General features: G+C 61.6%; 28 protein-coding genes. 21 read left to right on the top strand and 7 right to left on the bottom strand.

Annotated elements, in window-relative coordinates:
- The first annotated feature begins 14 nt into the window (after window positions 1–14).
- Window positions 15–1,529, top strand: coding sequence for a glycerol kinase GlpK (gene glpK, locus ABMA59_RS28605; protein ID WP_349008787.1), 1,515 nt, complete (start codon window positions 15–17; stop codon window positions 1,527–1,529).
- A 56-nt stretch (window positions 1,530–1,585) separates the two neighbouring features.
- Here glpK and ABMA59_RS28600 read toward each other — a convergent pair whose 3' ends face one another.
- Both ABMA59_RS28600 and ABMA59_RS28595 read right to left on the bottom strand, forming a co-directional pair.
- Window positions 1,586–2,152 (bottom strand): BA14K family protein, encoded by a 567-nt coding sequence (locus ABMA59_RS28600; RefSeq protein ID WP_349008786.1) that lies wholly within the window; start codon window positions 2,150–2,152, stop codon window positions 1,586–1,588.
- 171 nt (window positions 2,153–2,323) lie between these two features.
- Window positions 2,324–2,917 carry a BA14K family protein gene (locus ABMA59_RS28595; protein WP_349008785.1) on the bottom strand — a complete coding sequence of 198 codons (594 nt, stop codon included), beginning with the start codon at window positions 2,915–2,917 and terminating at the stop codon, window positions 2,324–2,326.
- 172 nt (window positions 2,918–3,089) lie between these two features.
- Between ABMA59_RS28595 and ABMA59_RS28590 the strand changes: the two genes are divergently transcribed.
- The 3 genes from ABMA59_RS28590 to ABMA59_RS28580 all read left to right on the top strand — a co-directional run bounded on the left by ABMA59_RS28590 (window position 3,090) and on the right by ABMA59_RS28580 (window position 6,884).
- Complete coding sequence (locus tag ABMA59_RS28590; RefSeq protein WP_349008784.1) at window positions 3,090–3,674, top strand: NUDIX domain-containing protein; 585 nt, start codon at window positions 3,090–3,092, stop codon at window positions 3,672–3,674.
- 67 nt (window positions 3,675–3,741) lie between these two features.
- Window positions 3,742–5,184: an SGNH/GDSL hydrolase family protein gene (locus ABMA59_RS28585; protein ID WP_349008783.1), complete on the top strand. Its 1,443-nt coding sequence runs from the start codon at window positions 3,742–3,744 to the stop codon at window positions 5,182–5,184.
- 926 nt (window positions 5,185–6,110) lie between these two features.
- A complete protein-coding gene (locus ABMA59_RS28580; RefSeq protein ID WP_349008782.1) occupies window positions 6,111–6,884 on the top strand; it encodes a LuxR C-terminal-related transcriptional regulator in 774 nt (257 codons plus the stop codon).
- 235 nt (window positions 6,885–7,119) lie between these two features.
- Here the strand turns inward: ABMA59_RS28580 and ABMA59_RS28575 are convergent, their stop codons facing one another.
- The 4 genes from ABMA59_RS28575 to ABMA59_RS28560 all read right to left on the bottom strand — a co-directional run bounded on the left by ABMA59_RS28575 (window position 7,120) and on the right by ABMA59_RS28560 (window position 11,800).
- The gene (locus ABMA59_RS28575) at window positions 7,120–8,007 is read right to left on the bottom strand and encodes an HTD2 family dehydratase (RefSeq protein ID WP_349008781.1); all 888 of its coding nucleotides are present in this window, start codon (window positions 8,005–8,007) and stop codon (window positions 7,120–7,122) included.
- A 35-nt stretch (window positions 8,008–8,042) separates the two neighbouring features.
- Window positions 8,043–9,203, bottom strand: coding sequence for an acyl-CoA dehydrogenase family protein (locus tag ABMA59_RS28570; RefSeq protein WP_349008780.1), 1,161 nt, complete (start codon window positions 9,201–9,203; stop codon window positions 8,043–8,045).
- 5 nt (window positions 9,204–9,208) lie between these two features.
- On the bottom strand, window positions 9,209–10,360 hold the full coding sequence (locus ABMA59_RS28565) for a CaiB/BaiF CoA transferase family protein (RefSeq protein ID WP_349008779.1): 1,152 nt from the start codon (window positions 10,358–10,360) through the stop codon (window positions 9,209–9,211).
- Window positions 10,361–10,837: 477 nt separating this feature from the next.
- On the bottom strand, window positions 10,838–11,800 hold the full coding sequence (locus ABMA59_RS28560) for a LysR family transcriptional regulator (RefSeq protein WP_349008778.1): 963 nt from the start codon (window positions 11,798–11,800) through the stop codon (window positions 10,838–10,840).
- 701 nt (window positions 11,801–12,501) lie between these two features.
- Here ABMA59_RS28560 and ABMA59_RS28555 point away from each other — a divergent pair.
- The 17 genes from ABMA59_RS28555 (at window position 12,502) to ABMA59_RS28475 (ending at window position 24,471) form a co-directional block, all read left to right on the top strand.
- Complete coding sequence (locus ABMA59_RS28555) at window positions 12,502–13,746, top strand: tyrosine-type recombinase/integrase (RefSeq protein ID WP_349008777.1); 1,245 nt, start codon at window positions 12,502–12,504, stop codon at window positions 13,744–13,746.
- Window positions 13,743–14,366 (top strand): hypothetical protein, encoded by a 624-nt coding sequence (locus tag ABMA59_RS28550; RefSeq protein ID WP_349008776.1) that lies wholly within the window; start codon window positions 13,743–13,745, stop codon window positions 14,364–14,366. The genes ABMA59_RS28555 and ABMA59_RS28550 overlap by 4 nt, the downstream gene beginning before the upstream one ends.
- 90 nt (window positions 14,367–14,456) lie before the next feature.
- On the top strand, window positions 14,457–14,684 hold the full coding sequence (locus ABMA59_RS28545) for a hypothetical protein (RefSeq protein ID WP_349008775.1): 228 nt from the start codon (window positions 14,457–14,459) through the stop codon (window positions 14,682–14,684).
- Between the two features lie 3 nt (window positions 14,685–14,687).
- Window positions 14,688–14,888: a hypothetical protein gene (locus ABMA59_RS28540; RefSeq protein ID WP_349008774.1), complete on the top strand. Its 201-nt coding sequence runs from the start codon at window positions 14,688–14,690 to the stop codon at window positions 14,886–14,888.
- Entirely contained in the window at window positions 14,885–15,220 is a 336-nt protein-coding gene (locus ABMA59_RS28535; RefSeq protein ID WP_349008773.1) for a single-stranded DNA-binding protein, read from the top strand. The genes ABMA59_RS28540 and ABMA59_RS28535 overlap by 4 nt, the downstream gene beginning before the upstream one ends.
- On the top strand, window positions 15,217–16,170 hold the full coding sequence (locus tag ABMA59_RS28530) for a DUF7146 domain-containing protein (protein WP_349008772.1): 954 nt from the start codon (window positions 15,217–15,219) through the stop codon (window positions 16,168–16,170). The genes ABMA59_RS28535 and ABMA59_RS28530 overlap by 4 nt, the downstream gene beginning before the upstream one ends.
- Window positions 16,163–17,413 carry an AAA family ATPase gene (locus ABMA59_RS28525; RefSeq protein WP_349008771.1) on the top strand — a complete coding sequence of 417 codons (1,251 nt, stop codon included), beginning with the start codon at window positions 16,163–16,165 and terminating at the stop codon, window positions 17,411–17,413. The genes ABMA59_RS28530 and ABMA59_RS28525 overlap by 8 nt, the downstream gene beginning before the upstream one ends.
- The gene (locus ABMA59_RS28520) at window positions 17,410–17,790 is read left to right on the top strand and encodes a hypothetical protein (protein WP_349008770.1); all 381 of its coding nucleotides are present in this window, start codon (window positions 17,410–17,412) and stop codon (window positions 17,788–17,790) included. Before ABMA59_RS28525 ends, ABMA59_RS28520 begins: the two co-directional genes overlap by 4 nt.
- Window positions 17,787–18,005, top strand: a complete 219-nt coding sequence (locus ABMA59_RS28515) for a hypothetical protein (protein ID WP_349008769.1) — start codon at window positions 17,787–17,789, stop codon at window positions 18,003–18,005. The genes ABMA59_RS28520 and ABMA59_RS28515 overlap by 4 nt, the downstream gene beginning before the upstream one ends.
- Window positions 18,006–18,066: 61 nt before the next feature.
- Complete coding sequence (locus ABMA59_RS28510; protein WP_349008768.1) at window positions 18,067–18,603, top strand: hypothetical protein; 537 nt, start codon at window positions 18,067–18,069, stop codon at window positions 18,601–18,603.
- A 153-nt stretch (window positions 18,604–18,756) separates the two neighbouring features.
- Entirely contained in the window at window positions 18,757–19,686 is a 930-nt protein-coding gene (locus tag ABMA59_RS28505) for a hypothetical protein (RefSeq protein WP_349008767.1), read from the top strand.
- Window positions 19,683–20,075 carry a hypothetical protein gene (locus ABMA59_RS28500; RefSeq protein WP_349008766.1) on the top strand — a complete coding sequence of 131 codons (393 nt, stop codon included), beginning with the start codon at window positions 19,683–19,685 and terminating at the stop codon, window positions 20,073–20,075. The genes ABMA59_RS28505 and ABMA59_RS28500 overlap by 4 nt, the downstream gene beginning before the upstream one ends.
- Before the next feature lie 133 nt (window positions 20,076–20,208).
- Window positions 20,209–20,550, top strand: a complete 342-nt coding sequence (locus ABMA59_RS28495) for a P27 family phage terminase small subunit (RefSeq protein ID WP_349008765.1) — start codon at window positions 20,209–20,211, stop codon at window positions 20,548–20,550.
- Window positions 20,547–20,822, top strand: a complete 276-nt coding sequence (locus tag ABMA59_RS28490; RefSeq protein ID WP_349008764.1) for a hypothetical protein — start codon at window positions 20,547–20,549, stop codon at window positions 20,820–20,822. The genes ABMA59_RS28495 and ABMA59_RS28490 overlap by 4 nt, the downstream gene beginning before the upstream one ends.
- Window positions 20,823–21,044: 222 nt before the next feature.
- Window positions 21,045–21,257: a hypothetical protein gene (locus ABMA59_RS28485; protein WP_349008763.1), complete on the top strand. Its 213-nt coding sequence runs from the start codon at window positions 21,045–21,047 to the stop codon at window positions 21,255–21,257.
- A 1-nt stretch (window position 21,258) separates the two neighbouring features.
- Window positions 21,259–23,625 (top strand): phage tail length tape measure family protein, encoded by a 2,367-nt coding sequence (locus tag ABMA59_RS28480; RefSeq protein ID WP_349008762.1) that lies wholly within the window; start codon window positions 21,259–21,261, stop codon window positions 23,623–23,625.
- 39 nt (window positions 23,626–23,664) lie between these two features.
- Window positions 23,665–24,471 carry a hypothetical protein gene (locus ABMA59_RS28475; protein ID WP_349008761.1) on the top strand — a complete coding sequence of 269 codons (807 nt, stop codon included), beginning with the start codon at window positions 23,665–23,667 and terminating at the stop codon, window positions 24,469–24,471.
- 642 nt (window positions 24,472–25,113) lie between these two features.
- On the opposite strand, the gene ABMA59_RS28470 is transcribed toward ABMA59_RS28475, so the two are convergent.
- Entirely contained in the window at window positions 25,114–25,470 is a 357-nt protein-coding gene (locus ABMA59_RS28470) for a hypothetical protein (RefSeq protein WP_349008760.1), read from the bottom strand.
- Window positions 25,471–25,948 lie beyond the last annotated feature (478 nt).

Raw genomic sequence — 25,948 nt, 5'->3', positions numbered from 1 at the left:
ATGTGGGTAGAGATATGAAAAGTAACATGCTTTGCACGAAGGATCGTATCCTTGCAATCGATCAAGGCACCACTTCGACCCGCGCCATCGTCTTCGACGGTTTGATGAAGCCAGCAGGCGCCGGCCAGAAGGAATTCACCCAGATCTATCCAGCCTCCGGCTGGGTCGAACACGATCCGGAAGAAATTTGGCACTCGGTCGTCTGGTCGGTCAGGGAAGCGCTGAGGAAGTCGGATGTGACCGCCGCGGATATCGCCGCCGTTGGTATCACCAATCAGCGCGAGACGGTGGTGATCTGGGACAAGGTGACCGGCAAGCCGATCCACAACGCCATCGTCTGGCAGGACCGCCGCACCGCGCCGCTGTGCGAAAAACTGCGCAAGCAGGGTCTTGAGCAGAAATTCTCGAGGAAGACGGGGCTGCTGCTCGATCCGTATTTTTCGGGCCCCAAGATCGCCTGGCTGCTGGACAAGGTCAAAGGCGCGCGCAAGCGGGCCGAGAAAGGCGAATTGCTCGCCGGCACCATCGACACATTCCTGGTCTGGAGGCTGACCGGCGGCAAGGTTCACGCGACGGATGCCACCAACGCATCCCGCACGCTGGTCTACAACATCGAGAAGAACCTCTGGGACGAGGAACTGCTCGACATCCTCAAAATCCCGGCCGCGCTGTTGCCGGAAGTGAAGGACTGCGCCGACGATTTTGGGATCACTGAAAAATCACTGTTTGGAGCCGAGATAAAGATCCTCGGGGTGGCCGGCGACCAGCATGCGGCCACCATCGGTCAGGCCTGCTTCGAACCCGGCATGATGAAGTCGACCTACGGCACCGGCTGTTTCGCCGTCCTCAACACCGGCGCCGACCTCGTGCGGTCGAAGAACCGCCTACTCACCACCATCGCCTATCGGCTGGACGGCAAGACGACCTATGCTCTGGAAGGCTCGATCTTCATCGCGGGCGCGGCCGTGCAGTGGCTGAGAGACGGCGCCAGGATGATTTCGAAGGCGGCCGATAGCGGCGACCTCGCCGAAAGAGCCGATCCGGCGCAGGAGGTCTATCTCGTTCCCGCCTTTGTCGGCCTCGGAGCGCCGCACTGGGATGCCGAGGCGCGCGGCGCGATCTTCGGCCTGACCCGCAATTCCGGGCCGGCCGAGTTTGCCCGCGCCGCACTCGAATCCGTCGCCTTCCAGACCCGCGACCTGCTGGATGCGATGAAGAAGGACTGGAAGGGCGGCAAGTCGAGCACGGTGCTCAGGGTAGACGGCGGCATGGTTGCGTCCGACTGGACGATGCAGCGGCTGGCCGACATTCTGGATGCCCCGGTCGACCGCCCGACGGTACTGGAGACCACGGCGCTTGGCGCCGCCTGGCTTGCGGGGTCGCGGGCAGGGGTCTGGCCCGACGCACGAGCCTTCGCGAAATCCTGGGCGCTTGAGCGGCGCTTCGATCCGGCGATGGACGGTCAGACGCGCACCGCGAAGCTGAAGGGCTGGCGCGACGCGGTGCGCCGCACGCTGAGTTCCCCGTAAAACAAAACCCGCGCCAAGGCTTGGCGCGGGTCGGAGTTCAGTAATTTAGCCGGCTATCAATAGGGCGAAATGCACTGTTGGCGCGGCCCGTTATAGGGCTGGAACGTATTGTCATAGGCCCGATACGACCGGTAGCGGTTGTAACACCACTGTGCATGCGAACCGCCTTCCTCCACTATGACACGCGGCTGAGAATTGGCGATTGCGCCGGATACGATCGCACCGGCAATGAAAGCGGCGGCCGGGTACCAATAGCCGTCGTCGTAGCGGCGGTAGCCCGGACGGTAGTAGTCGTAGCCGCGATAGCCGCGATAATAACCTCGACGGTAGTCCCGGCGCGCCTCACGCCGCCATTCGCGGCGATCCCAACGGTCGCGGCGGTTGTCGCGGCGCCATTCACGCCGGTCGCGCCGATTGTCGCGACGCCATTCGGGGCGATCCCGGCGTCCTTCGCGGCGCCACTTACGCCGTTCGCTGTTCGACTGCACCTGGATCACGTCCCCTTGGGCCTTGGCCACGGTCTGCGGCACATAGATGGGGGCGGCCTCCGCCGGCACAAGGCCGACGACGGTGACCGAAAAGGCCAGCGCCGTTGCGCACAACCCTGATAAGAACTTCCTCATGACTTCTCCTTGCGGTGGACGTCGTCCCTATGCGGCAGCAAACGAGCGGGAATGTGGTTTGTTCCCCGCGTACAAAAGTTTAACATTCGTCGTCGGATTACAAAACGGCACCGCCTTCTTGTAGAGCGGTGCCGTCATTCGTATCGTGTGTCGCTTCGTATCGGGTGTCGATCAGCCGTAAGGCGAGACACACTGCTGGCGCGGCCCGTTATACGGCTGGAAGCTATTGTCGTAGGCCCTATAGGACCGATAGCGGTTGGCGCACCACTCTTCATGCGAGCCGCCGCGTTGTACGATCACCTCACGCGGCTGCGAGTTGGCGATGGCGCCCGTGATCAACCCGCCGGCAAGGAAAGCTGCCGCGGGATACCAATAGTCGCCATGGCGTTTGTAGCCGGGGCGGTAGTCCCGATAGCCCCGATAACCCCGATAATAGCCCTGCCGATCGTCCCGGCGTGCCTCGCGTCGATCCTGCCTTGCTTCTCGCCAGTCCTCGCGGCGCTCCTGCCGGGCTTCGCGCCAATCGCGCTGGCGTTCGCGGCTGGCTTCGCGTCGGTCCTCGCGCCGCTCGCGCTGAGCCTCGCGCCGGTCGCGACGGAGCTTGATCACGTCATCGGAGCTGGATTGCACCTTGATGACGCCGTTGCCGTCGGTGGCCGGTGATTCGGGCATTGCCCTGGGTGCTGCGAAGGCCGGCGCCATTCCGGTCGCGGTGACGGCGAAGGCGAGGGTGGTGGCGCAGACGCCGCTCAAAAGCTTGTTCATGTCGGTCTCCTTGGAAGTGATGTCCTCGGTTCGCCAACGGGACGAATCAGCGATGGTTCCAAATTTTCGGCCGCCACGGCACGCGGAGGTTGTCGCCGAACGCCAAAGAAAGCGTTGAGCGGCATGGCGTTCCGGCGTATCGGCAGCGTGAGAAAAAACTCGGAGCCGCTTCATGCAGGATCGCGTTCGCATCAATTCGGTCGTTCTGTTGTCCGACAATTGGGGCGTCTTGAAAAAGACGACGCTGGACTACCGCAACTCGAAAGGCATCTGGGAGCCGCAGGTCCGCGAGACCTATGACCGCGGCCACGGTGCCACCGTGCTTCCCCTCGATCCCGAACGCGGTACGGTATTGCTGGTCCGCCAGTTCCGCTTCCCGGCCTATGTCGAGGGCCATGCCGAGCCGCTGCTCGAAGCCTGCGCCGGGCTGCTCGACGCCGACGATCCCGAGACCTGCGCCCGCCGCGAGGCGGAGGAGGAACTTGGCTACCGCCTGCGCGACCTGAAGCTCGTCATGATGCCGTTCATGAGCCCCGGCAGCGTCACCGAAAAGCTTGCCTTCTTCACCGCGCATTATTCCGCTGCGGACCGCGTGTCCGACGGCGGCGGCCATGTCGACGAGGGCGAGGACATCGAAGTGATCGAGATGCCGCTCCGGCAAGCCTACGAGGCCTGTCTCGACGGACGCATCATCGACGCCAAGACCATCATCCTCATCCAGCACCTGATGCTGACGGAAGCGTCCGTCCGCGAATAGTCACGATTTCGTCGGGATCGGGTGGTCAGTGCGCTGCCGGCGAACCCGGCGCGAGGGAACAAGCATCGTGAATTTCGGCGCGAAGGCGGGACTGGTGGCCCGCATCCTGCTCTCCGGTTTCGGCCTGTTCGCCTTCAGCGACACGGCTGATGCCGATCTTGCCGAGCGGGTGGAACTGATCCGATCGTCAGGCGCGGGCACGGGGGAGGCGCCCGCCGTCGCCGCGCTGCCACGCGTCTACCTCGACGGCGACAGCCGCGCCGATCTCGCCTCGAACACCGGCAGGACGACCACGCAAGGCTGGCTGTGGTGGCTGCAACTGATGACCGGCGGGCGCTTCGATTTCCAGCCCGGTTATAACTTCGCCAAGAGCGGAATGGACAGCGAGGAGGTTCGCGACGGCGCGGCCGACCTGCGCGGCAAGCCACCTGGCTACGTCGTCGCCATCGTCGACACCAATGACAGGACCGCCGGTTGGCGGGCCTCGCGCACCATCGAGGCGCTGGCAGCCTACCAGGCCAAGATTCTGTCCTACGGCCACAAGTTGATCTGGATCGCCGGCAGCCCGCGCGGCGACAGCACGCCGGACGGCATCCGCCGCACCCTTTCGGACATCGAACTGGACGACGCGCTGCAGGTCCGGTCCTGGTTCCTGGCGCAGGCCGCCGTCAGAAACGTCTATGCGGCCGATCCGTGGCCGCTGATGCTCGATCCGGAAAGTCCGGAAGGACGCGCCCGTGACGGTATCCTGCGCGATGGTATACATTGGGGACCCGTCGGCGCGCGGCTGGTAGCTGAGGCGCTGGCTCCGATCTTCGACACGCTGTTCTTGCCGCGTGCGCGCCTCGTCACGTCGAATGACGACCTTTATTCGCAGGCCGATCCCGGCGGATCGCTCAACTTCAACCCCTTGCTCGAAGGCACCGGCGGCCTGCTCGGCGAAGGCTGCGGCGGCGATCTGGCGGAGGGCTGGTCGGCTGAGGCCGGGCAGGGGCTGTCCGCCAGCTTCAGCAAGGTCATGGTCGAGGGCGAGGAGTGGCAGCAGGTCGTCGTGTCCGGTGTTCCGGCCGCCATCAACGCCGGGGGAGATCCCGTCGATCCGACGCCGATGTCCGTGGTGATCTCGTCCGATATCGACCCGCCCGACCTTGCCGCCGGCGAGCGTTTCGAAGCCCTGGGCGCCATCGAGGTCGATGCGGGCTCCTCGGGCCTGCGCGGCGTTGCGCTCTACACCAGCTACACCACGCCCGAAGGCAGGGCGACGCAGGCCGCCGGCGAACCCATGCTGGCCCGCTCGCAGCCCAATCTCGAATTGCCGCCGGATGCCATCTCCGGCGTCGCGGTCGTGCCGCGAACGGCGCCCCTTCCCGAAGGTGTCGGCGACGCCTCCGTCAGCATCGTCATCACCGGCGTGCCACACAATGCCAAGCTGCCCGACGTACCGATCTCGGCCACAGTCCGTTTTCGGGCGGTGAGCGCGCATAAGACGGGTGGCACGCAAATCCGATAAGTGACCGGATGTCTGATTCGCCTCTGCCGACGATCGCCAAACCTGTGCTAGCCAGTCGACGATAGACGGCTAAAGGGCCCACAACACAGCAATTAGGGTGATTCGGGGCACTGCAGCGTCGTACTTTAGGACGAATTTTTCCCATATCGCCTCATTTTGAGAAGGCAGTGATTGGAATCGCGGGCGATATACCCCAATATAGCAATCATCATCCGGCGGTTCTCCTCCCATTGTCGCCGGATGGTGTTCCCCTCTGGAGGTTTTGAACCTTCAATTTGGCCGGGCCGTTTTCGAGCCCGGCCTTTTTTCAAGCAGTCGCGCCGATACCTGAGCGGCTTCTCTATTTGCCGTGTCGCTTTCCATTGCCGCGGCATTTTTGACGCCATTCGCAGGGGGCTCGCTTCTCTGCGGAATCGGCTCTTTGGCCCTCCCAGCATGGATCAGGAAAATGAGGCAACCCAGTCTGACTTGGTGTCTCGGAAAAGCGGCCGGTGTCGTATTCATCGAACAGAGATCGGGATGACGCCTGGCATTCGTCTTCGAAAACGACGAAGCGTCCAGAATTCGGGATCGCGGGCAACGGGGCGTGCAGCCGCCCTTTGCTCCGGATCCTGCCATTGTTTCATTAACATTAATCGAGGACAAAATACTCCGAATGCCGTAGGTCTTCAGAAAATTATCAAACAGTTGATCTAGATTAGTGCTCAGCCTTTCAATCTATATACATATCGGGTGACTGCGGCGGGTGTCGCGGCGAGCTGGGTAGTGACTTCGGTCCTGATGCCTGCGGTCTTGTTTTACCGACCGCCTACATAGGGCGTATCCATTAACTTGGCTGCAACTGGGTGGGTAGCAGCGCGGATAAGATGATCGCGTCTCTTCGGGAGGCGTGGGCTGTCACGCGCATTTTTGGGAGCATGGCAGAAATGTATACGATCACGACCAATGCAAATAAGACGCCGATCAGCCTCGTTTCGTCGGCTTTGAAGAAATTTGCCGATCCGCTGGCGGAAGTCGAGGCCACCGCACCTTCCAAGTCATATCCATCGCTGGTGATTGTCGATCCGCGGGCGCTCGACAGGGAATGCCTCGCCCGGAGCATCATTGCGCACGACGTTGAAATGGAAGTCCTGGCCTTCGGATCGATTGAAGACTGGAAGCGGGAGAAAGATGTTCATCCTCCGCTTGCCGCGATCCTGCTCAATATCGGCGGCAAGAGGTTCACCGATCCGGCCGTTGGCGAGACGATCAAGAAACTCTCCTCGGAATTCGATAAGACGCCTGTCATCGTTCTGGCCGATACGGACGAACTTCCCCAGATACTGAAAGCCCTGGAACATGGCGCTCGCGGATATATTCCCTCATCCGTAGGCATCGAAATCTGCATCGAGGCGATTAATCTCGCCGTTGCCGGCGGCATCTTCGTACCGGCGAGCAGTGTCATTTCCATGCGGCAGATGCTCGAAAGCGGCGTGCGGGCGGCTCCGCCGATGGCGGGCATGTTTACCGCCCGTCAGGCGGAAGTGGTGGAAGCTCTTCGCAAGGGAAAAGCCAATAAGATCATCGCCTACGACCTGAAGCTCTGTGAGAGCACGGTCAAGGTTCACGTCAGGGCCATCATGAAGAAGGTCAAGGCCACCAACCGGACCGAGGTGGCTTACAAGATAAATGAACTCTTCCCTGTCGACTATGCGAACTAGCAGGCGAAGCGCCGCGGCGTGGGAGCGGCGATTGAGGCGATAATCAAACTATTCTAACGATTTAGCCCCATTTGATGAATTCGCAGTTCCTAATTTGCCTGTTAGGATTTGTGCGGGCTGACGAGAGGGGTCACCTCCGACGGTGAGACTGACGCGATGACCACATCACGCGGCCCTGGGCCGCTGGCCTGCCCGAAACAGGACCAGCGGCTCAGTGTGCCTGGTCGGACACGGTCTATGTGATCCGAACCAAGTCGACGCCGCTGGCGTACTGTTGGGATCTAGCCTCCATGTGGATCGCGCCGCTTTCGCCCTGTGTCCAATAGGTGTCGGCTTCGGCGCCGATGCCGCGCCTGACAAAAATGCCTGTACCCGCGATCGCCGCCGAAAGTCCTCGGTAGTCGAATTTTCGAGGCGCGGCGCCGATTTCGGTTGCCGCCATATTGAAGAGCAGGGTCGCCTGGATCGGACCATGGACGACAAGGCCTGAATATCCCTCCACCTCGGTCGCGTAGGGCAGGTCGTAATGGATGCGGTGGCCGTTGAAAGTGATCGCCGAATAACGGAACAGAATCACCGGAGAGGTGGTTACCTGGACGGAACGCTGGAAGGGCCGTTCCGCCGGCGCCATGTTTGGCGCTGCTGCCGAGTTTGCCGGAGCCGGTCTGGCTGCCTCGCGATAGACGATGTCGTGCCGTTCCCTGATCGCAATGCCGCGCTCAGTCGAATAGACATGATCGACCGCCACGAACCACAACTCGCCGGATTTTCCAGTTTTCCGCGTCACGTCGGCGATGCTGGATGTCCGGCTGACACGGTCGCCTATCCTCAATTCGCCGAATGTCTCGACCGAACCGCCCGCCCACATGCGGCGCGGTTGCGGGACCGGCGGCAGGTCGCGGTTCTTGGCCGGGTGACCGTCAGGCCCGAGTTCGTCCATTCCGGCGATCGACGGCGACAGGCACCAGTGTATGCCGAGCGGCGCGGCGCCATCTGCCACCGGCGCGAGATGTTTTCCGAAGATGGCGCGGAAACTCGCGGCCAGCCGCTCCGTAAGCATGTCCTCGCTCTCGGAAGTCCGTCCGATCCAGTCGGCGAAAGGTTTTTCGCTGGCGTCCGTCATGACATTCTCCTGGCTGTCTGCCCTCCAGTCTCAGCTCAATAGGAGCGGGGCATGCCGAGCACGTGTTCTGACAGATAAGAAAGGATCAGATTGGTGGAGATCGGCGCCACCTGATAAAGCCTCGTCTCGCGGAATTTTCGCTCGACGTCATATTCCTCGGAGAAGCCGAAGCCGCCATGGGTTTGGATAGCCGCGTTGGCGGCCTCGTTGGAGGCATCGGCGGCGAGCATCTTCGCCATATTGGCTTCCGCGCCGCAGTCGCGGCCGGCTTCGTACAGACGGGCGGCCTCCTTCACCATCAGTTCCGCGGCGCGCATGTTGGCATAGGCCCGCGCGATCGGGAACTGCACGCCCTGGTTCGCGCCGATCGGGCGGCCGAAGACGTTGCGCTCCCTGGCATAATTCGCCGCCTTCTCGATCAGCCATTTTGCATCGCCGACGCATTCCGCCGCGATCAGGATGCGCTCGGCATTCATGCCCGACAGGATGTAGCGAAAACCTCTTCCTACCACGCCGACCAGGTTTTCGGCCGGCACGCGGACATTGTCGAAAAACACCTCCGTCGTCGAATGATTCATCATGGTGCGGATCGGCCGAATGCTGAGGCCATTCTGCAGTGCCTCGCGCATGTCGAGGATGAAAACCGACAGCCCGTCCGTCCGCTTGGCGACCTCGTCGCGTGGCGTCGTGCGGGCAAGCAGCAGCATCAGGTCTGAATGTTCCGCGCGGCTGGTCCATATCTTCTGGCCGTTGACGACATAGTGGTCGCCGTCGCGGCGGGCGAAGGTGCGGATGGAAGACGTGTCGGTCCCGCTGGTCGGCTCGGTGACACCGAATGCCTGAAGCCGCAATTCTCCTGTGGCGATGCGCGGCAGGTAGCGCGCCTTCTGGTCGGCATTGCCATGGCGCAGCACCGTGCCCATCACATACATCTGCGCGTGGCAGGCAGCCCCGTTGCAGCCGGAGCGCTGGATTTCCTCCAGCACCGCCGCCGCCGCCGGCAAATTCAACCCGGCGCCGCCATATTCTTCCGGGATGAGCGTCGCCAGATATCCTGCTTCGGTCAGCGCCGAGACGAATTCGGCGGGATAGGCGCGGGCAGCATCAAGTTTCCGCCAATACTCGCCGGGAAACCGCTCGCACAGTTTTCGCACGGCCTCGCGGATTTCCGGATGGTCTTCTGCTTCGAATACCATGCCAACTACCTTGCGTTTTGGGATGCGGTCTCGCGGGGCCCGAATTCCGCGCGCAGCGCCGCATCGTGCTCGCCGAGCGCCGGCACCGGACGCAGTGCGGGCCGGCGGCCGTCGACGACATTCGGCGGAGCGAGCAACGCGACCTTGCCTGCCGGCGTCTCGACCTCGGCAAAAGCCGCGCTTCGGTGATGCATCAGGTCGCCGACGGTCGACAGCCGGCCATAGGCGATACGAACGGCATCCAGCAAGCGGCAGATGTCATCGCTCGACATGGCTCCGATCGCCTGCTGCACCTTCGCATCCAGGCCGGCGCGGTTTTTGACGCGCTCGGTGTTGCGGGCATAGAGCGGATCGGTAGTGAGGGCCGCATCGCGCAGCACCTCCTCGCAAAAAACCTTCCACTCCCGATCGTTCTGGATGGAGATCAGGATTTCGCCGTCGCTGGCGCGGAACACGCCATAGGGGGCGATGGACGGATGCGCGAGGCCTGGGCGGCGGGGCTCCCTGCCGCCGTAGCGGCGCGCCAGATAGGGCACGTTCATGAATTCCGCGATCGTGTCGAACAGCGAAAGCTGGACATGGCTGCCCTGGCCGGTGCGCTCCCGTTTGAACAGCGCCTCCAGTATGGCGGCATAGGCGGCTTCGCCGGTGGCGATGTCGCATAGCGATATGCCGACGCGGCTCGGCCCTGATTCGTCCGAACCGGTCACGCCGGCAAGGCCCGTCTCAGCCTGGATCAGCAGGTCGTAGGCCTTGCGCTGGTGGTCGGGCGTGCCTTCGGCATAGCCGCCGATATCGCAGACGATCAATCGCGGAAACCGCTCCCTCAGCGATAAGCTGCCGATCCCCAGCCGATCCGTGGCCCCGGCCGCCAGGTTCTGGACGAACACGTCGGCCCGCTCCAGCATCGACAGCAGCAGGTCAAGATCTTCTGCCTTCTTCAGGTCGACCGTGCAGGATTCTTTCCCGCGGTTGTTCCAGACGAAATAGCTCGACTGGCCGAGCACATAGTCGTCATAGCCGCGAGCGAAATCGCCCTCGAGGCGTTCCAGCTTGATGACGCGGGCGCCGGCATCCGCCAGACGTGAGGTCGCCAGCGGCGCGGCAACCGCCTGTTCCAGTGCGACGACAATCTGTCCCTCGAGTGCGCCGCTCATGTCTGGCCCTTGTTTGTCCGGCACAGACCTTGTGCAGGCAGCACGTCAAGTCAAATAGGATTTAGCGATAAGGGGTATATCGAAAGCGTACACCGAGACGCAGCCATCATAACGATTCTATATAAGGCGCTTTGCCGGTGAAGTCCTCCGCATCCTTTTGCGTCTTCGAGAAATACGCCGAGCTTCTTCGTGTCGAAGCAGTCCGGCTGTCGGCGCGAATCACCGGAGGCGCCGGGTCGCGTCAAGCTCGCGATGGGTCTGCGCCGAGTTGGCGAGGGGGTCGCGTCAGGTCAAAATTTCGTTCCACAATGGTTTTCGAAGCAAGTGACTGAAATCAATTGATATTAAGGGGTTGCCGTGACGCCCGGTCTTTGGCCCGGATATCAGATGCACAAGCATGACGCATCAATTTCAACGATCCAGATAAGAAATTGAAAACAAATGAAAATCGCCCCGAGAGAAAACCCATTTGAGGGGTCAGGAGAACAGCTTGGGGTTCTGGTTGTCATCGGAAAGCTTGGCGGTCCAGGTCGAGTCTTGAACCAGCCCCCGTACTATGTACCAAGCCAGTTGGCCGACAGCGCGTGGCGCATTGAGCAGCGGGCGCTCTGTCGAATAGGCGAGGTAGACTTTTCGCGTGATTTTGGGTTCCTCAATCCGCCACACCCGGAATATCCCGGCCTCGGCCTCGCGCTGAACCGCCATGCGCGGCAGGATGCCCCAGCCTAGTCCGCGTTCCGCCAACTTCTTGATCTGGCTATAGGAATCGATCTCGACCGCCGGCATGATGGGCACGCGGATGGTCCGCGCAGCCTCCTCGATCAACTCGCGCAGCCCATGTCCCGGCCCCGGCACCAGCAGGGGCAGCGTGGCTGCATCCTCCAGCCGCACGGCCTCGCCATGGATGTCGTCCTTGCCGCCGAAGGACGGGACGGCAAAAAGACAAATCTCCTCCGACAGCGCGTGATGGACCGCGAGGCCCTTCGGGCTCGACGTATTGTAGATCATCGCTAGATCTATGTCGCCTCGCTTCAGCCAGTCCAATATGTAGCCGCTCATGGCCTCGACGACGCGGATCCTTACCTGCGGGTAGCGTTCCCGAGCCGCCTCGATCAGCGGTGCCGCCAGCAATTCGCTGACCGTGCCGGGCAGGCCGAAGCGGACCTCGCCGCGCGGCGCGACCGCCTCGCCGCGGACGCTGTCCGGGATCTCCGCGAACTCCGCCAGGATGCGCCTGGCGTGATGCATGAGGCGGCCGCCAGCCTCGGTCGGTGACACGCCATGTGTGCCGCGATGCAGCAGCGTCGTGCCCAGTTCTTCCTCCATATGGCGGACATGCTGGCTCAAGGCCGGCTGGGCGACATGCAATTGGGCGGCCGCCTTCGAAAACGACCCGCTTTCCACGACCTGCACAAAATAGCGCAGTTGCCGCAGGTCCATCACCCCGTCACTCCTCACAATCGGTGGCCGCCAAACCCGCAGTATGACGCCAAATATCCTGGATCAAGTGGCTCGGAAGCCGCTGAGTAGCCACCGATTTCGCGAGGCCAAACCGGGTGTTGACGGGCTGGCGGCAGGCAAGACGACCTAAATCCAGACCGACAGCGCGTAAAGGACCGCAACGATAATCAGCAGCGGTGCGACGATGGTTATCAGCGCCTTGACAGTATCCATTGAAGCAGAGGTAGGGCCGTCTCCTCTGTTTCCAATGCGGTTTTCCACGTGAGGGCTCGATGGGCCCGGCACGGATAGCCATAGACTCCCGGCAGGGTGGGCAGGGTACTCAGGAATCATGGGAAGCTGCAACGACGGCAAATTCATGGGATTTGACCGTCAGCCGCAAAACCCAAACGGCCTCCGCTGCGAGTTGGATAAGGTGCATCGACGCGGGTAGAGCGTTGATTTAGCAGTAAAACTATTGGTGAGCGCAGTGGGACTCGAACCCACGACCTACTGATTAAAAGTTCATTTCAGCCGAAACCGGCAAGCCCTTGAAATGAATCGCATTTCGGCACGATAGCAATTAAGCCGTTGATTTTCAATGGACATATCTTGACACATTCGGACACCGTGCGACACTAGCCGCAATTAACCTGCCGTCCATCGGACGGACACAGTGCGGACACGGGAACCAACTGTTTATGCAGAAGCTGACCGACACCATCGTCAAAGCGCTGCCGCTGCCGGCGACCGGCAACAAGATCGCCTACGATGCCGACGTAAAGGGGTTCGGCGTCCGCGTCACGGCGGCGGGCGCACGCGCCTTCATTCTGAACTATCGGACTAGGACAGGGCGTGAGCGGCGGTATACGATCGGCGCCTTCCCGGATTGGAAAACGGGGGTAGCACGAGCCCAAGCTGCCGAACTCAAAAAGCGGATCGACGTTGGCTTCGATCCAATGGCTGAGGTTGATGCAGACCGCGCCGCGAAGACGGTGGCGGACCTCTGCGACCGTTTCGAGGAAGATCACCTTGGGTCAAAACGCGAGGCTACAGCCCGCGACTATAAGGCGCTCATCCGCCGCGAAATACGACCAGCACTAAAGCACAGGCGCGTCGATGAGGTTGAATTCAGCGACATCGATGCTCTCCACCGAAAGATAACCCGACGAGGTGCGCCCTACCTTGCGAACCGCACCGTCGCCGTCCTGTCGAAGATGTTCGCGTTGGCGATGAAATGGCGGTGGAGGACGGACAACCCGGCAAAGGGCATCGAGCGCAACCAGGAGGCCAAGCGTCACCGATATCTGTCTCCCGCCGAGATATCGAGCCTCACCGGGGCGCTGGCCGCTCTTGAGGATCAGCAGGCGGCGAACATCTTCCGCCTGCTGCTGCTCACCGGCGCACGCCGGGGCGAGGTGCAGGCGGCGCGTTGGGCCGACCTTGATCTAACCACCGGCGTGTGGACCAAGCCGGGCTCGACCACCAAGCAAAAGACAACCCATCGGGTACCGCTTTCGGCACCGGCTCGGCAATTGCTGGCCGCGCTTTTGGCCGAGGCCGAAGAGGGGGCCGAATTTGTGTTTCCCGGCCGCAGCGATGGACACCGCGTCGAAATCAAGAATGCTTGGCGCGATGTCTGCATTGCGGCCGGCATCGTCACGACGACGACGGAAAAGGACGGGAGGGGGAGGGAACGCATCGTCGTCACCCCATCGGCCCGCATTCACGACCTGCGTCACACTTATGCATCTGTGTTGGCCAGTGCTGGGCTGTCCCTGCCCATCATCGGCGCGCTGCTCGGGCATTCGCAGCCCGCAACGACAGCCCGCTATTCGCACCTGCTCGATGACCCGCTGCGGCAGGCGACAGAACGCGTCGGCGCAATCGTGATGCCGACAGGGGAGGGCGCCGAGATCAAGCCGATGAAGGTCGGTGTGACATGAGCATCCGAAGAGTGAAGCTGGAGGTTCGAATCGCTGCTTGGCGCGACGATGCCGCTAGCGGCAGGAAAGCACTCCCAGCAGACCATGTCGAAAGCCTCATCGCCGCCTATGACGATCCAGTTTATGAGCGCTCCATCCGCGACGCCATCAACCCTAATATGTGGCTGCACCACTTGGGGAACGCGGATTTCCAACTGAGCATGGGCAAGCTCGATGAGGCGGAGCACCATCTGGAAACGTTAGAAAACGGATACCAATTCGTTCTGGAGCGATTGCGGAGTAGGGAGGCGGCCCGCCTGATGCGCGCAGAAGCAGCGGTCGCTGAGAAAGAACGGGCTACCAGCGAACAAAATCGAAAGAACGCCAGCGTGTCGAAACGAAAGCCGTGGGCCGAGGTTCTGGCGGATAGCATCGATAGTTGGGAGGAAATCCCGGCAGGGAGAGAGAAGCCATTGGAGATCGACACAGCGGCTATTGCTCTGGGATTTTACAGGGACGGTGAAAAAGTCTGCTGTGTCGACATGGGCAGGGAGACAACCCGCGCAGACGTGGGCACACTTAAAAAGCGCAGCTTCTTGCAAGGATACCTGAATAAAAAGCGTGAGGCTTCCTCAGCCTGACACAGCAGCGGCGCTTCTGTGTAACAGCGTGTCTTAAGTCGTCCTGCATCGTCAACCCAACGCCACACCGTGGCAGAAAGGGCCGATGCAGTGACATCCGGTATCCGCATTCCCATCACCGACGACGAACTCGTCCTCGACGAGGAACTCGCCGCGTCCTGGGGCGTCTCGACCCGCACTCTCAACAGATACGAAAAGCTGCCGAACGGCCTCCCTTTCTGGATGGTCGGCGGCAGAAAGTTCCGTGGTGTGAAGGCGTCCGCGAATTGGTTGGCAGGTAGGGCGCACCGCCCGAACCCGTCGCGGAGGGCAGCATAAGACATGCACCTCCAAAATGCGAACGGCCACGCTGGTGACGTGGCCGTCGCGGATTTCTTCAGAGCCTGGCAGCATGAAGAACCGCAAATTACCGAAAACATCCTCGACCTGCAAGCCGCCCGCCTCCGCAGGCGGTTTCATATTTCCTCCGAATTGGCCCTCGCCGTCGCGTCCCTCGCCTTCGCGAAGGAGTGCAGCACATGATGCACTCTGCCATCCACGGCCGGCTCGGCCGCGACCCAAACCAGATCACAACGAAGACCGGCACTGCGATGGCGACGGCGCCGGTGGCTGTGACGCTCGACGGCGAAACCCTCTGGGTTCGCGTCGTCGCATTCAACAAACTGGCTGAAATCCTCCTTCGCCACATGAAGGGCGAGATGGTCAGCGTCTCCGGCCGCTGCCAGCTTTCTAAGTGGACCGATCAGTCCGGCACACCGCGCGAGACGCTGGAGGTCATTGCCGACAGCCTGATCTCCGCGCGTTCCGTGCGGCCGTCCGGTGGCAAGAAAAAATCGGAGGTGGCGAGCACATGATCGCCTTCTCCGAACTCGACGCCCTGACCTACGGCCGGAACGGCGTTCACGACGCGCCTTGTCCGGAATGCGGCCCTGGCCGCAAGACTAACGCCAACCGCAAACGCCCTGTCCTCCGCATCTGGCGCAACGACCCCCACTTCGCGACCTATCGGTGCGCGCGGTGCGGAGAGGCCGGTTACGCGCACGACGACAACGACGGATGGGAACCCGGTGACGATCGTGACCGCCGTGTCCATCCCGCCGCCCGAAAGCAATTCGATGCAGCCGCAGTCGACCGTGAGATTGATCTGCGGCTCGTGTGGGACGTTGACCAGCAGCGGCGCATCGATACTTCCGTGAAGGTCTGGAACGAGGCCGTCCGCATCCGCGGAACTTTGGCCGAGCGGTATCTGCGGCAGCACCGCCAAATCGATTTTGCAGGCCGATTTGACGGCGATGTGCTGCGGTTCCACCCGCGCTGTCCATGGCGCGATGAGAACACAGGCCGGACGGTGTTCTTGCCGGCCTTGGTAGCGATGTTCTCCAGCGTAGACGACGCAACTCCCCTGGCAATCCATCGGATCGCGTTGAAGCCGGACGGCTCGAAACTGGATCGCCGGATGCTCGGAATTTCGCATCGCTCGGCAGTCCGGCTCGGATCGCCGGGCGAAGTGCTGGCAATCTCCGAGGGCGTCGAGACGGCCTTGGCCGCGATGGAAATGTTCCCGGCTTTGCCGGCGGCGTGGGCGTGCGGCTCGGCCGGCGCAGTCGGCCATTTCCCGGTGCTCGACGGCGTAAAGCGCATCGTCTTGCTCGCCGAGAACAATGCGGCCAGCCGGGAGGCTTGTCGCCTGACCGGATCGCGGTGGCAACGCGCTCGACGCGATGTCCAAGTCCTCACCCCTTCTCCTCAACACGACGATTTCAACGATGCGCTGATCGCGCAGAAGCGAGGCGCCCATGACTAAAGTTTCCGCCGTGCCGTTCGATCGGTGGCTTGAAGAGAATGCGCTGTCGGACCCGCTGATACCTGAAGACGATCGGCTCCCCATCAAGGATGACGACGACGAACACGTTCGCCCGTCGCGCAAGCGCCCGAAATCAAAGCCGGTGACGATCACCGCCCGCGATCTTTGCGCGCTCGAATTCGAGCCGATCAAGTACGTCGTGCCCGGTTACATTGCGGAGGGCCTGACCCTCTTCGCGGGCAAGCCGAAACTTGGCAAAAGCTGGTTCTGCATGGAGATCGGCATCGCCGTCTCTGAAGCCGGTATCTGCCTGGGCGGCGTAAAATGCGAAGCCGGTGACGTGCTCTATCTCGCCCTTGAGGATAACACGCGCCGGCTTCAGTCCCGCATCAACAAGCTCTGGCAGATGGAGGCAATGGTGCGCGCGCCGGTTCCTGAGCGCCTCCATCTTGCCACCGAATGGCCTAGGGCCAACGAGGGCGGCATCGACGCGATCCGCGACTGGATCAAGGTTCACCCCGAAGCCCGTCTCGTGATTGTCGACGTGTTGGCAATGTTTAAGGCGACCGCCAAGGGAAAGGACCAGACGCTCTATGAGGCCGACTACATGGCCATCAAGGAGCTTCAGAGTCTCGCGATGGAAACCGGTGTTGCCATCGTCGTCGTGCATCATACACGAAAATCCGGCGCCGAGGCTGACCCGTTCGAAAAGGTGTCCGGCACATTGGGCCTGTCCGGTGCCGCCGACACTACCCTGATCCTCGATCGCGACCAGGAAGGCTGCACCCTCTACGGCAGAGGCCGCGACATCGAGGAAATCGAGACTGCGGTTCAATTCGACAAGCTGACCTGTCGGTGGCGAGCTCTTGGCAATGCTGCCGAAGTGCGCCGCACCGACGAGCGTTCCGAAATCTTATCGGTTCTTATCGACGCCACCGAACCGATGAACCCGCGCGACATTTCCATCGCTTGCGGGATGCCTCGGAACAACGCCGACCAGTTGCTTTTCAAGATGGCGAAGGCCGGTGAGGTGCTCAAATCGGGCCGTGGATTGTATGTGCACCCCGACCGCAGCGACCTTATCGCCGCTTCCCCCTCTACCCCCGATAAGAACGATAAGAAGATAAGAAACTACGTCGACGGCGGTGACGAGCAGCACGGGGACGCCGATCCGGAATCTTATCATCTTATCGCTCTTACGGGGGGTGCTAGCGGTGAGCCGGATAAGAGGTGGGATGAATGACGCCCGCCGAGTTTGTCCGCAGCCGCATGGGGCAGCCGGCGCAGGATTGGGCTTGCGCGAAGTTAGTCGGCGATTGGATCACGCATCGAACAGGGCGCGACCCGCTCGCGGTTTATGGCAGGCCGATCGAGGACGGCGAGCGGTGGCTTCAAGAGCGTGGTGGGTTGGCGGTGGCCGTCAATCGCGTCATGCGGGCGAATGGGTTCCCTAAGACGCTGACGCCGATGCCGGGCGATGCGGGCCTGATCCTGGCCGATGGCAACCGCCTTTGCGCCGCGCTGCGCACCGACAAGTGGTGGATAAGCCAAAGCCGAACCGGCTGGATTGCGCAGCCGATCGCTTGGAAGGCGTGGCACATTCCCGGGGGCGCGGAATGAGCCGCCGGAAAACGACAACCCTTGAACGTCGTCGCGAACTTGACCGCGCTCGCCAGCGGCGAAAGCGAGATCGCGACCGCGCCGGCAAGCTTGACACTCAACTCGGCGAAATCGGCGACGAACTCGCCGAGCGCGGCGACATCGGCGCCTGGGACGCGGACGACGCCACGGCGGTCATCAAGGCACTGAGGGCGGCGCTGAAGCAATCAGCGTGACGGTTTTCCTGTCACGCGATTCACTGGCGCTATTGTGAAATCCGAAGAGATGGAGGCCGACTTGCTGGCGAGACTGACAAAGAAGGAAACCACCGGATCGCGTATTTGCGCCGCCTTGGCGCTGCCATCGGCGCCGGCCGAACTGCTCGACGCCGATAGGGTCGTGGCCGAGGCGCGCAAGGTGGAGGACGAAGCACGGGAACGCGCGCGGCGGGCCGATCAGCGTCATATGTCCATCGCCTGCAAGCCCGGCAGGCCGCTCGCCGAAGTCGAGGAGGCACTAGTCGAAAAGGAGGCGACATGCCGCGAAAGCATGGCCGCCGCCGAAACCCTAAAATGCGCATACGACGCCCGCCTGCCGGCGCTGGCGGCATACGAAGCGACAGCGCGAGCCGAGCTTGCGCCAGCCCTCGCCGAGGCCATCGCCGCAGTCCGCATCCGCCTGGACGAGGCCGCCGCCATTATCGACGCGTTGGACGCGCTCGACGGCGCGGTGAAAGCGCGCAGGATCACGCTCGACGGCAAGGCGACTGGAGCAGCTTCGACCGTGAAGAGGCTTCTGCGCGACGGCGTGGTGGCATTCGTCGATCGGTGGTGAAGGGACAACGGCAATGACAGACAGACGGCAATGGCAACGGGGCTCGCAATATTTCGAAGGCACCCGCGTTCGATATCTCGGCGAAACCTATCAGGCCAAAATGGATATGCCGGTCTCAATCCCGCCGATCGGCGACCCACAATCCAGACAGTTTTGGCTGTTGGTTTCGATTTTGCCGCGCTCCCTGCGCAGCAACTCCGCGACGGACAATGCCCAGCACATGCGCTCGGCGTTGCGAAACCACAGTTACGTCAAGAAAGTCATCCGGTGACCAGGCGCCCGCAACCACCCCCCGCACAGGCGGCGCCGGAGTCGGCCACGCGGTTCGTTAGGATCGCAGCGATCGACGCCGACATCGCCCGCCTGACGGTGCTGCGCAAGGAGCGAGCCGATCTTCTCGCAGCCGAAGAGCGAAAGCATTGCCTGGACCGTTCCGACGAAAAGGAGCGACGCCTGAATACAGAGCATCGGGCTTTCAATGAAAAGATCGAAAAGCTTCACGCCGAGCGGCTGGCGATCGAACTTGCCGACGACGACGAGCTTCAGAGGCCCGCTATCCATGCCAAGGCCGCGCCGACCGCCCCGCCGGCACCCTGGGAAATCAACCCGGCGCATCGAAACAAACCTGATTTCCCGGAGCACGCCAAGTTCGGAGAGCCTGCATTCGAAGTTGCTTACGATGCTTTTCAAGATTGGGGCATCGCAACGGTTTCGCGTGTGTACCAGGATCATAACATAGCGCCCAACGGCTACGTCTCCTTCCGCACTCTAGCGATGATAATCGGTTCGCAGATGGGGATGGTGAAATTCGCGGAAGTGCGACTTCACGCACTGGAACAGCAATTCGCCAAGGCCGCCGGGCCGCTTAAGGCGCTCGCCGACAAGATCGAAGCCGGCGAGGTAAAGCCCATGAACTACAGGGGCACATTCAAGGCCGGAACCGCTTATCGGCCCGGCGATATGGTGACCCATGCCGGCTCGATGTTCCACTGCGACCGCGCAACCAGCTCAACCCCTGAAGAATACGGAACCGAGCGGGCTTGGACGCTCGCTGTGAAACGCGGAAAGGATGCGGGCCGATGATTGCCGAACAGGATAGCCGCGAAAAGCTGATCGAGACGGCCAAGCTTTGGTATCTGACCTTCATTCAGTCCGAACGCCGCCCGCTTTCTGAGGCTGAAATGGACGTGCTTTGGGCTTCCGTCCAAAGGGCCGGTGGCGTGCCTGAAGCCGAGATCATACCGCCCGAGCAGCGGTGTCTCACTGTCAAGCAGATGGGAGCCATCCACATTTACCTGTCCGACGATGGCCGAACCATTGTGTTCGACAGGCACATTCACCCTGGCGTTAGTAGCACCTACCGCGCCAAGCTTCCCGCGCCCATGCCGCTCACGCCCGACGCGCTGCTGCGCATAGACGAGTTCGCGTCGGTCCTGCCGCATCTCTCTTGGCGACCGGTGGTGAACACATGACCATCATCAAGGCAGACCAGGGGGGCGGGGGTTCCGAAGTCAAAGGGGTTTCGATCCTAGACCCGCGCCATCCCACCATTTTCACAATGGCGTCCCCGGTTCGTCCACGCCATGCCAAGGAGGACGATGATTAATGAAAAAGCGTGGACCTAACCCTCCTTCTCACCTGAGTGACGCCGCCAAGAAATGGTGGCGAACGGTGACCGAGGAATATCAACTGGAGCCACACCACGAGCTGTTGCTGAAGCTTGCCGCCGAAGCGTTAGACCGCGCCGAGCAAGCGCGCGCCATCATCGAGCAGGATGGCGTCACAGTCCTCGACGATCGGAAGAATGTCCGGGCTCATCCGGCGGTGGCAATAGAGAAGGACGCGCGCACTGGATTTGCGCGATTGCTGAGAGAACTGGACCTCGATTTCGAGGGCGGCCGCTCAGACCGTCGACCGCCGGCCATCGCCAGCAACAGGAGGGGATGAACGTGCCGGTCAAGCGTCGATATGGAAAGCGCCGCACCAACGATGCAGCCGAGCTTGCGGCATGGCGCGACGCGTTCCTGCATCGTTGGGATTTCTTCCGCGATCTGGAGGAGTTCGGTCTCGGCACCGACGAGGCCGTCGCCGCAGCGTTCCCAGAGGCTTGGGCACGCTTGGGAGGCGCATTTCTCGACCAGTTCGAGCAGCACCCGTCCCGATCTCCGGAACCGCCGTACGGGCTGGTCACCTACGGAGATCCTCGAAATGCCAGTTAAGCGCCGCGCGACCAAAAGGCGCCAGCAAATCAACCCTGACGCTGTCGCTGCATTCGTCGCCGGTGACGAGGCCGCCCTTCGTGACGCCATGTCCCTGTGCCCGTGGGAATTTCCCACCTTGCCACCGCTGAACGAGGCCTCGCCTTGGCCGCAAGGCTCTGGTGGCGCGACTTGGTGGCCGGAAGGCCAGCGATTGCATCTGGCGCTGATGGAGGCGTCCCGATGACCGATGACGAAGCCGCCACCGTCATCAGCACCATCGTTGCCGACGTTCTGACCCGAGCACGTGCCGCCGGACTTCCCGAGGCTCAGATTGCCTGCGGCTTCCTCGGCGGCGCACTCGACATCGCCAAGAAATCAGAGAACCCAGCCGCTTGGGCCGGCGTCTTTCACAGGTACGGCGTCCTATTCGGTGCAGAAGAAGGAGCGGCATAAAGTGGCCGACGACATTGAAAAACTCGTCCTGAGCATCAGCGCCGACACGAACCAACTCCGGCGCGCGATGGAAAGGCTGGAGAAGGACAGCAACCGCTCGGCGAAAGCTGTCGAGCGGCAATTCACTGACATGGGCACGGCGGTCAACGACAATCTCAAGCGGACATTCAGCACTGTGGAAGGTGGCGCCCGCCGAGCGCAAACGGCTGTCACCCAATCTCTTGGCGCGCAGAAAGCCGCCACGCAACAGCTTCAGTTCCAACTGAACGACATTGCCACTCAGCTTGCATCCGGCACCTCGCCCTTCCAGGTGATGGCACAGCAGGGTGGGCAGGTCGTGCAGGCGCTCACCGGCTCCGGCGGCGTTCTCGGGGCGCTGCGGCTGGTCGGTGCCGCCGCGCTCAATCCCTTCACGCTAGCGACGGTGGCAATCACCACGCTGGCCGGCGTGGCGACGGCATATTTCAAGGATACGGCGAAGGACGCGGAAGACGCCAACAAGAAGTTGGAAGAGCATCGTGCCGCTGTAAAAGCCGCGCTCGACGCATGGGATGGCGCACCGCCGAAGGAACTCGTCGCTTACAATCAGGAACTGGAACGGCTCAGCGATCTGGAGAAACAGCGCGCGGCGTTGAAGATCATCATCAGCGACGGCCTGAAACCGGTCAACGAGGCCGCAGCAGCAGCAGCCGAGACCTTCGACCAACTGTTCGCCCGGCTTGAAACGCGAAACGTCGACGCCAAGGTTCTCAGCGACCTCCGGCGAGACTTCGATCGCATGAAGGACGCCATCGACGGCGGCAACGCCAGCGCTACCGACATTTTGCCCATCTTCACGCGGCTCCAGGATTTGGAAGCCAGCATCGGCACGACCAAGGGTTTCTCCACCCTCAAACAGCAGATCCAGGATTTGTTGCCGCTGGTCGACAAGGCCAATGCCAAGCTTGAAGGCACCAGACGCATCGCGGACAATCTCGGGGCCAATTTCCGCGTCGACATGGGCGATGATGTCGGAACATTCCTGCGCGATCGGTCACGGCCAACGATCCCGCTGCCGGATACCGTGAACGAGACGCCGGAACCTCGTGTCGATCCGTTTTTTGCCGACGCCCTTCGCGGCAGCGACAATGCGGCCGAAAAACTCCAACGCGAGGCTGAACGCGCCGCAGATAAGCTGAACGATGCCATCGCGCGCCAGACTTCGGTTGCCGTCGACGCCGCGACGACACTTCTAGGCAAGTCGGAAAACAGCGACGCTTCGACGATCAATGCCTTCCTCAAGCGTGGCGGTGTCGATCTCGACGCGGCGACATCCGCATGGTGTGCAGCGTTCGTTAATTCCGCGCTGGCGCAGGTCGGAGTGAAGGGCACCGGCAGCAACGTCGCCACCGACTTCCTCAATTTTGGCAAGGGCGTGAACCTGTCCGACATCCAGCGCGGCGACATCCTCGTTGATGCGAACGGCAGGCGTGCCGGCCAGACAGGCGGCCACGTAGGTTTCGCCACAGGACAGTTGCGCGTCACTGCGGAGGGTATTTCGCAAATCGAAATGCTTTCCGGCAATGCGTCGGACAAGGTTTCGACGGATTGGGTAAACGCTTCAGAGGTTGTCGCGCGTCGGGCTACGGATGCTTTCCAAGTTCCAACGGACGCGCTTCAAAACCTGACGCAGCAATCGGCAGAAGCCAAGGCCGCGACAGATGCGCAGACAGCAGCAGTGGCAGCGCAGAAGCAAGCGTATGATAACCTCGGGCAGATAGGCACTACGGCGCTTAACGGCATTGCCACTGCCCTTGCTGACGGGAAGATCGAGGGCGAGGAAGTCCTTCAGATTATCATGCAGATCGTGCAGCAGCTTCTGACAATGCCTCGGGCTGGCGGTGCCGGGGGTCTCTTCGGCGGGCTGTTCGGTGGCGGGGGAACGGGATCAGGTCTCAATTTCTTCCCTCCTGCGCCGGCTGCTCCGGGTGCAGGCGGCTTGCTCGGGGGTCTGCTTATCCCCGGCATCCTGCACGACGGCGGTGTGGTCGGCAAAGATGGCTACGGTCACAACCGCGCAGTCTCAGCCTCAGCATTCGCAGGCGCTCGCCGCTTCCATAAGGGCCTTCTGCCCGACGAGTTTCCGGCCATCCTTCAGCGTGGCGAGATCGTAGTGCCGAAAGGTGGATATCGAGGCGGTGCAGGTCAGGACGTTCACGTCACTGTCGGGGTGTCCGCGGACAATAACGGCAATTTACAGCCGTTTGTCGAAAGCGTGTCGCAGAAGCAAGCAAAGGATGTGACGCGCGCCGGTCTCAAACAATACGACGGCGAACTGAAGCGCAGCTTCGGCGCCAGAATGGCAAACGCGCAGGCTCGCCAACTATAGGAGACGAACATGCCACAGGTTTTCGCAGGCGTTGCACTTTTGGCTCAGGCGGCAGTGGCGGGCGTCAGCGCGCTTACGGCGCCCGTTGGCGCCTACACGGTGAGCAACATCGGGAACATGAGGCGGTTCGACTGGCCAATCGCAGCAACGTCTCGCCCACAACTGTTCGACCGCCTGTTCGCCGGTTCGGAAAACCTCCCAAGCATGGTAAAGTGCCGCGCTGCGATCGAGCAGATGGCAGAACTGGACCTTGACGGCATCATGGTCGACGCCGGGCTTCTGGACGCCTTCAGAGGCAGGGCCGAGTTCCCGCTTGAGGGGCATTGCCTTCAGTCCATCATCGGCGAGGCCGCCGAGCGCCTGGTGATCGACCCGCAGGCGCCCGTCCGCATCGGCGATGTGGTGATGTACGCGGCGGCGGGAAGCCCGTCGAAGCTGGTGAAGATATTCGCGGGCGTGAAGGGCGGCCTCGCTTACTTCTGGTGCTCCCACCCTGAAACGCTCCTAGTTTATCCGGCGGCAAACATCCTGCATGTGGACAAGGTGGCGCAGATCATCGACCGGGACGGCACCCGCTGGACGCCCGAACCCGTCACGTTCGAAGCATTCAGGGCCGGCGCCGAGTGGGCGGTAGTTCCCAAGGACGAGAGCATCGAAATTGCCGCCGGAAAAGCAACGGAGATGATCTACCGCGCCGCGCGTGCGCTACCGGGCACCACAATGCGGACCCTGTTTAACGACACGATCCGAGAATTGTGCCGCTACAATCATCCGGCGAGGTTCCTGCCCGAGGCGTTCATGCAAATGCGGGAGTTAGGGAAGCGGGTGGCCGAGGATGCGGCTTAGCAGCGGCCTTGGATCGTCTGGGAACTTTGTTCCGATGTCGCGCTGTATGCTTTTCATAACCGTCAGAACACCCATCGCCTCAGCAAAGCGTATCTGAAGCTTCATCGGGCCTTGGGGCTGGACCAATGAAGATCAACGCCTAGCGGTTTTCCATGTTCATCTAAGGCCAGCACGGCGCCAAGAATGCGATCAGCGAGGGGCACCGTAGTCGTTTGCTCCGACTGAAACGTTCGCCTATCAGGCTGCACATCTCGGCGGTAAATCTCGCCGCCATCGTAACCTCGCATTTCTGCGGCATTTTGGAGACGCCACGCAACGCGATCGGACTTCGCTGCGACGTGATCTTTCGGTCGGTTAGCGGCGCCTCCGGGAAATGGGTCGCCCAAGAAGCCTAATCGACTGGTTCACCTTCGACCAAAAACCGTAGCCTTCGAGATGAAGTTCGTTCCATATCCGCAAATCGCTTAGAACAGCCTCATCCGTCTGTGTTTGCCCGTAACTACCGATGATTGCCAATAGATCGGTCGACGCGCCAAGCTTTTCAGCAACTACGTAAAGTTCGAATGCTATGTCTCGATGGACAGTTGTATCGGGCATATATCACGTTCCCAGAAACCTCTTTTCCGGCTCGCGGCGATTGGTTCACATATCGTTGTTATTGATAATACCTGCTTCCCCATTCTGCATGAGCTCCAATCGTGAGTTGTCGTTTTCGCCTGGTCTTCCTCTTTTCTGCCGGTGGAGCGATTTTGATGGTTCAGGCGTGCCAAGGCGATTCTCTGTTGACATAGCCAGGTCCATTTTTACATCGGCGGTTACGGCCTCGCCGACGAAGGCTCCAACCAAATCGTTGTCGGATACCTCCATATTCGGAAACTGGCGCCTGATTTGATCAACCGCCTCCGACACACCAAACGGCCGATCGAGTCCCCGAGCGGTTTCGAGAATAGCGCCCATCGCCTCGCGCACGTCGACGGGTATTGAGGTGATCCTAGTCATTGATATGTGTCCTCTGTCGCCTAGCCAAAAGGCCTGCGCTGGACTCGCAATTTTAGGCCGCCGACCTGTTGTCAGGAATGTCTTTTGGCGTTTTCGCTGGTCTGCCCAGAAACCAACCCGTTGTCATCCCTGATATGGTGTGGGGATCAGACGATTGCGATGAAATAGTTTAGATCGACCAGCCGCACGGTCCTAGCAGGCTTCTCTGATTGGGGTCGTTGACGTCAAGCTTTTCCTGTCTTCTTTGCGGATCATGTCGCCCCGCGGGTCACTCGCTTCTCGTCGCGGTCGGCGCGGAGCCGCCGCATGATGGGGTCAGGAGAGCGAGGCGTCTCAATCTGTTGAACGACCTTGGGAGAGTTCGTCCCAGGATCGTGCCTGCTAACGGGATCACCTTGCCCATCGTCCCCACGGGAACGATCCGGATCACCCTCTCGGGCGAACCACTGTCTGTGTTCGTTTTTGTTCCTTGTCCTAT

The sequence above is a fragment of the Mesorhizobium yinganensis genome (assembly GCF_040081985.1).
Lineage (GTDB): Bacteria > Pseudomonadota > Alphaproteobacteria > Rhizobiales > Rhizobiaceae > Kumtagia > Kumtagia yinganensis.
The sequence above is the reverse complement of the archived record's forward strand: the minus strand, read 5'-3'. Positions and strand labels throughout refer to the sequence as shown.

What these genes read in the sequence shown, in the direction of transcription:
- ABMA59_RS28565 (WP_349008779.1), bottom strand. Translation starts at nt 10,360, where the DNA reads ATGAGCGGCGCACTCGAGGGACAGATTGTCGTCGCACTGGAACAGGCG.
- ABMA59_RS28500 (WP_349008766.1), top strand. Translation starts at nt 19,683, where the DNA reads ATGATTGCCGAACAGGATAGCCGCGAAAAGCTGATCGAGACGGCCAAG.
- ABMA59_RS28580 (WP_349008782.1), top strand. Translation starts at nt 6,111, where the DNA reads ATGTATACGATCACGACCAATGCAAATAAGACGCCGATCAGCCTCGTT.
- ABMA59_RS28575 (WP_349008781.1), bottom strand. Translation starts at nt 8,007, where the DNA reads ATGACGGACGCCAGCGAAAAACCTTTCGCCGACTGGATCGGACGGACT.
- ABMA59_RS28550 (WP_349008776.1), top strand. Translation starts at nt 13,743, where the DNA reads ATGAGCATCCGAAGAGTGAAGCTGGAGGTTCGAATCGCTGCTTGGCGC.
- ABMA59_RS28515 (WP_349008769.1), top strand. Translation starts at nt 17,787, where the DNA reads ATGAGCCGCCGGAAAACGACAACCCTTGAACGTCGTCGCGAACTTGAC.
- ABMA59_RS28535 (WP_349008773.1), top strand. Translation starts at nt 14,885, where the DNA reads ATGATGCACTCTGCCATCCACGGCCGGCTCGGCCGCGACCCAAACCAG.
- ABMA59_RS28490 (WP_349008764.1), top strand. Translation starts at nt 20,547, where the DNA reads ATGAACGTGCCGGTCAAGCGTCGATATGGAAAGCGCCGCACCAACGAT.
- ABMA59_RS28560 (WP_349008778.1), bottom strand. Translation starts at nt 11,800, where the DNA reads ATGGACCTGCGGCAACTGCGCTATTTTGTGCAGGTCGTGGAAAGCGGG.
- ABMA59_RS28485 (WP_349008763.1), top strand. Translation starts at nt 21,045, where the DNA reads ATGACCGATGACGAAGCCGCCACCGTCATCAGCACCATCGTTGCCGAC.
- ABMA59_RS28600 (WP_349008786.1), bottom strand. Translation starts at nt 2,152, where the DNA reads ATGAGGAAGTTCTTATCAGGGTTGTGCGCAACGGCGCTGGCCTTTTCG.
- ABMA59_RS28590 (WP_349008784.1), top strand. Translation starts at nt 3,090, where the DNA reads ATGCAGGATCGCGTTCGCATCAATTCGGTCGTTCTGTTGTCCGACAAT.
- ABMA59_RS28470 (WP_349008760.1), bottom strand. Translation starts at nt 25,470, where the DNA reads ATGACTAGGATCACCTCAATACCCGTCGACGTGCGCGAGGCGATGGGC.
- ABMA59_RS28530 (WP_349008772.1), top strand. Translation starts at nt 15,217, where the DNA reads ATGATCGCCTTCTCCGAACTCGACGCCCTGACCTACGGCCGGAACGGC.
- ABMA59_RS28555 (WP_349008777.1), top strand. Translation starts at nt 12,502, where the DNA reads ATGCAGAAGCTGACCGACACCATCGTCAAAGCGCTGCCGCTGCCGGCG.
- ABMA59_RS28520 (WP_349008770.1), top strand. Translation starts at nt 17,410, where the DNA reads ATGACGCCCGCCGAGTTTGTCCGCAGCCGCATGGGGCAGCCGGCGCAG.
- ABMA59_RS28540 (WP_349008774.1), top strand. Translation starts at nt 14,688, where the DNA reads ATGCACCTCCAAAATGCGAACGGCCACGCTGGTGACGTGGCCGTCGCG.
- ABMA59_RS28570 (WP_349008780.1), bottom strand. Translation starts at nt 9,203, where the DNA reads ATGGTATTCGAAGCAGAAGACCATCCGGAAATCCGCGAGGCCGTGCGA.
- ABMA59_RS28495 (WP_349008765.1), top strand. Translation starts at nt 20,209, where the DNA reads ATGAAAAAGCGTGGACCTAACCCTCCTTCTCACCTGAGTGACGCCGCC.
- ABMA59_RS28595 (WP_349008785.1), bottom strand. Translation starts at nt 2,917, where the DNA reads ATGAACAAGCTTTTGAGCGGCGTCTGCGCCACCACCCTCGCCTTCGCC.
- glpK (WP_349008787.1), top strand. Translation starts at nt 15, where the DNA reads ATGAAAAGTAACATGCTTTGCACGAAGGATCGTATCCTTGCAATCGAT.
- ABMA59_RS28525 (WP_349008771.1), top strand. Translation starts at nt 16,163, where the DNA reads ATGACTAAAGTTTCCGCCGTGCCGTTCGATCGGTGGCTTGAAGAGAAT.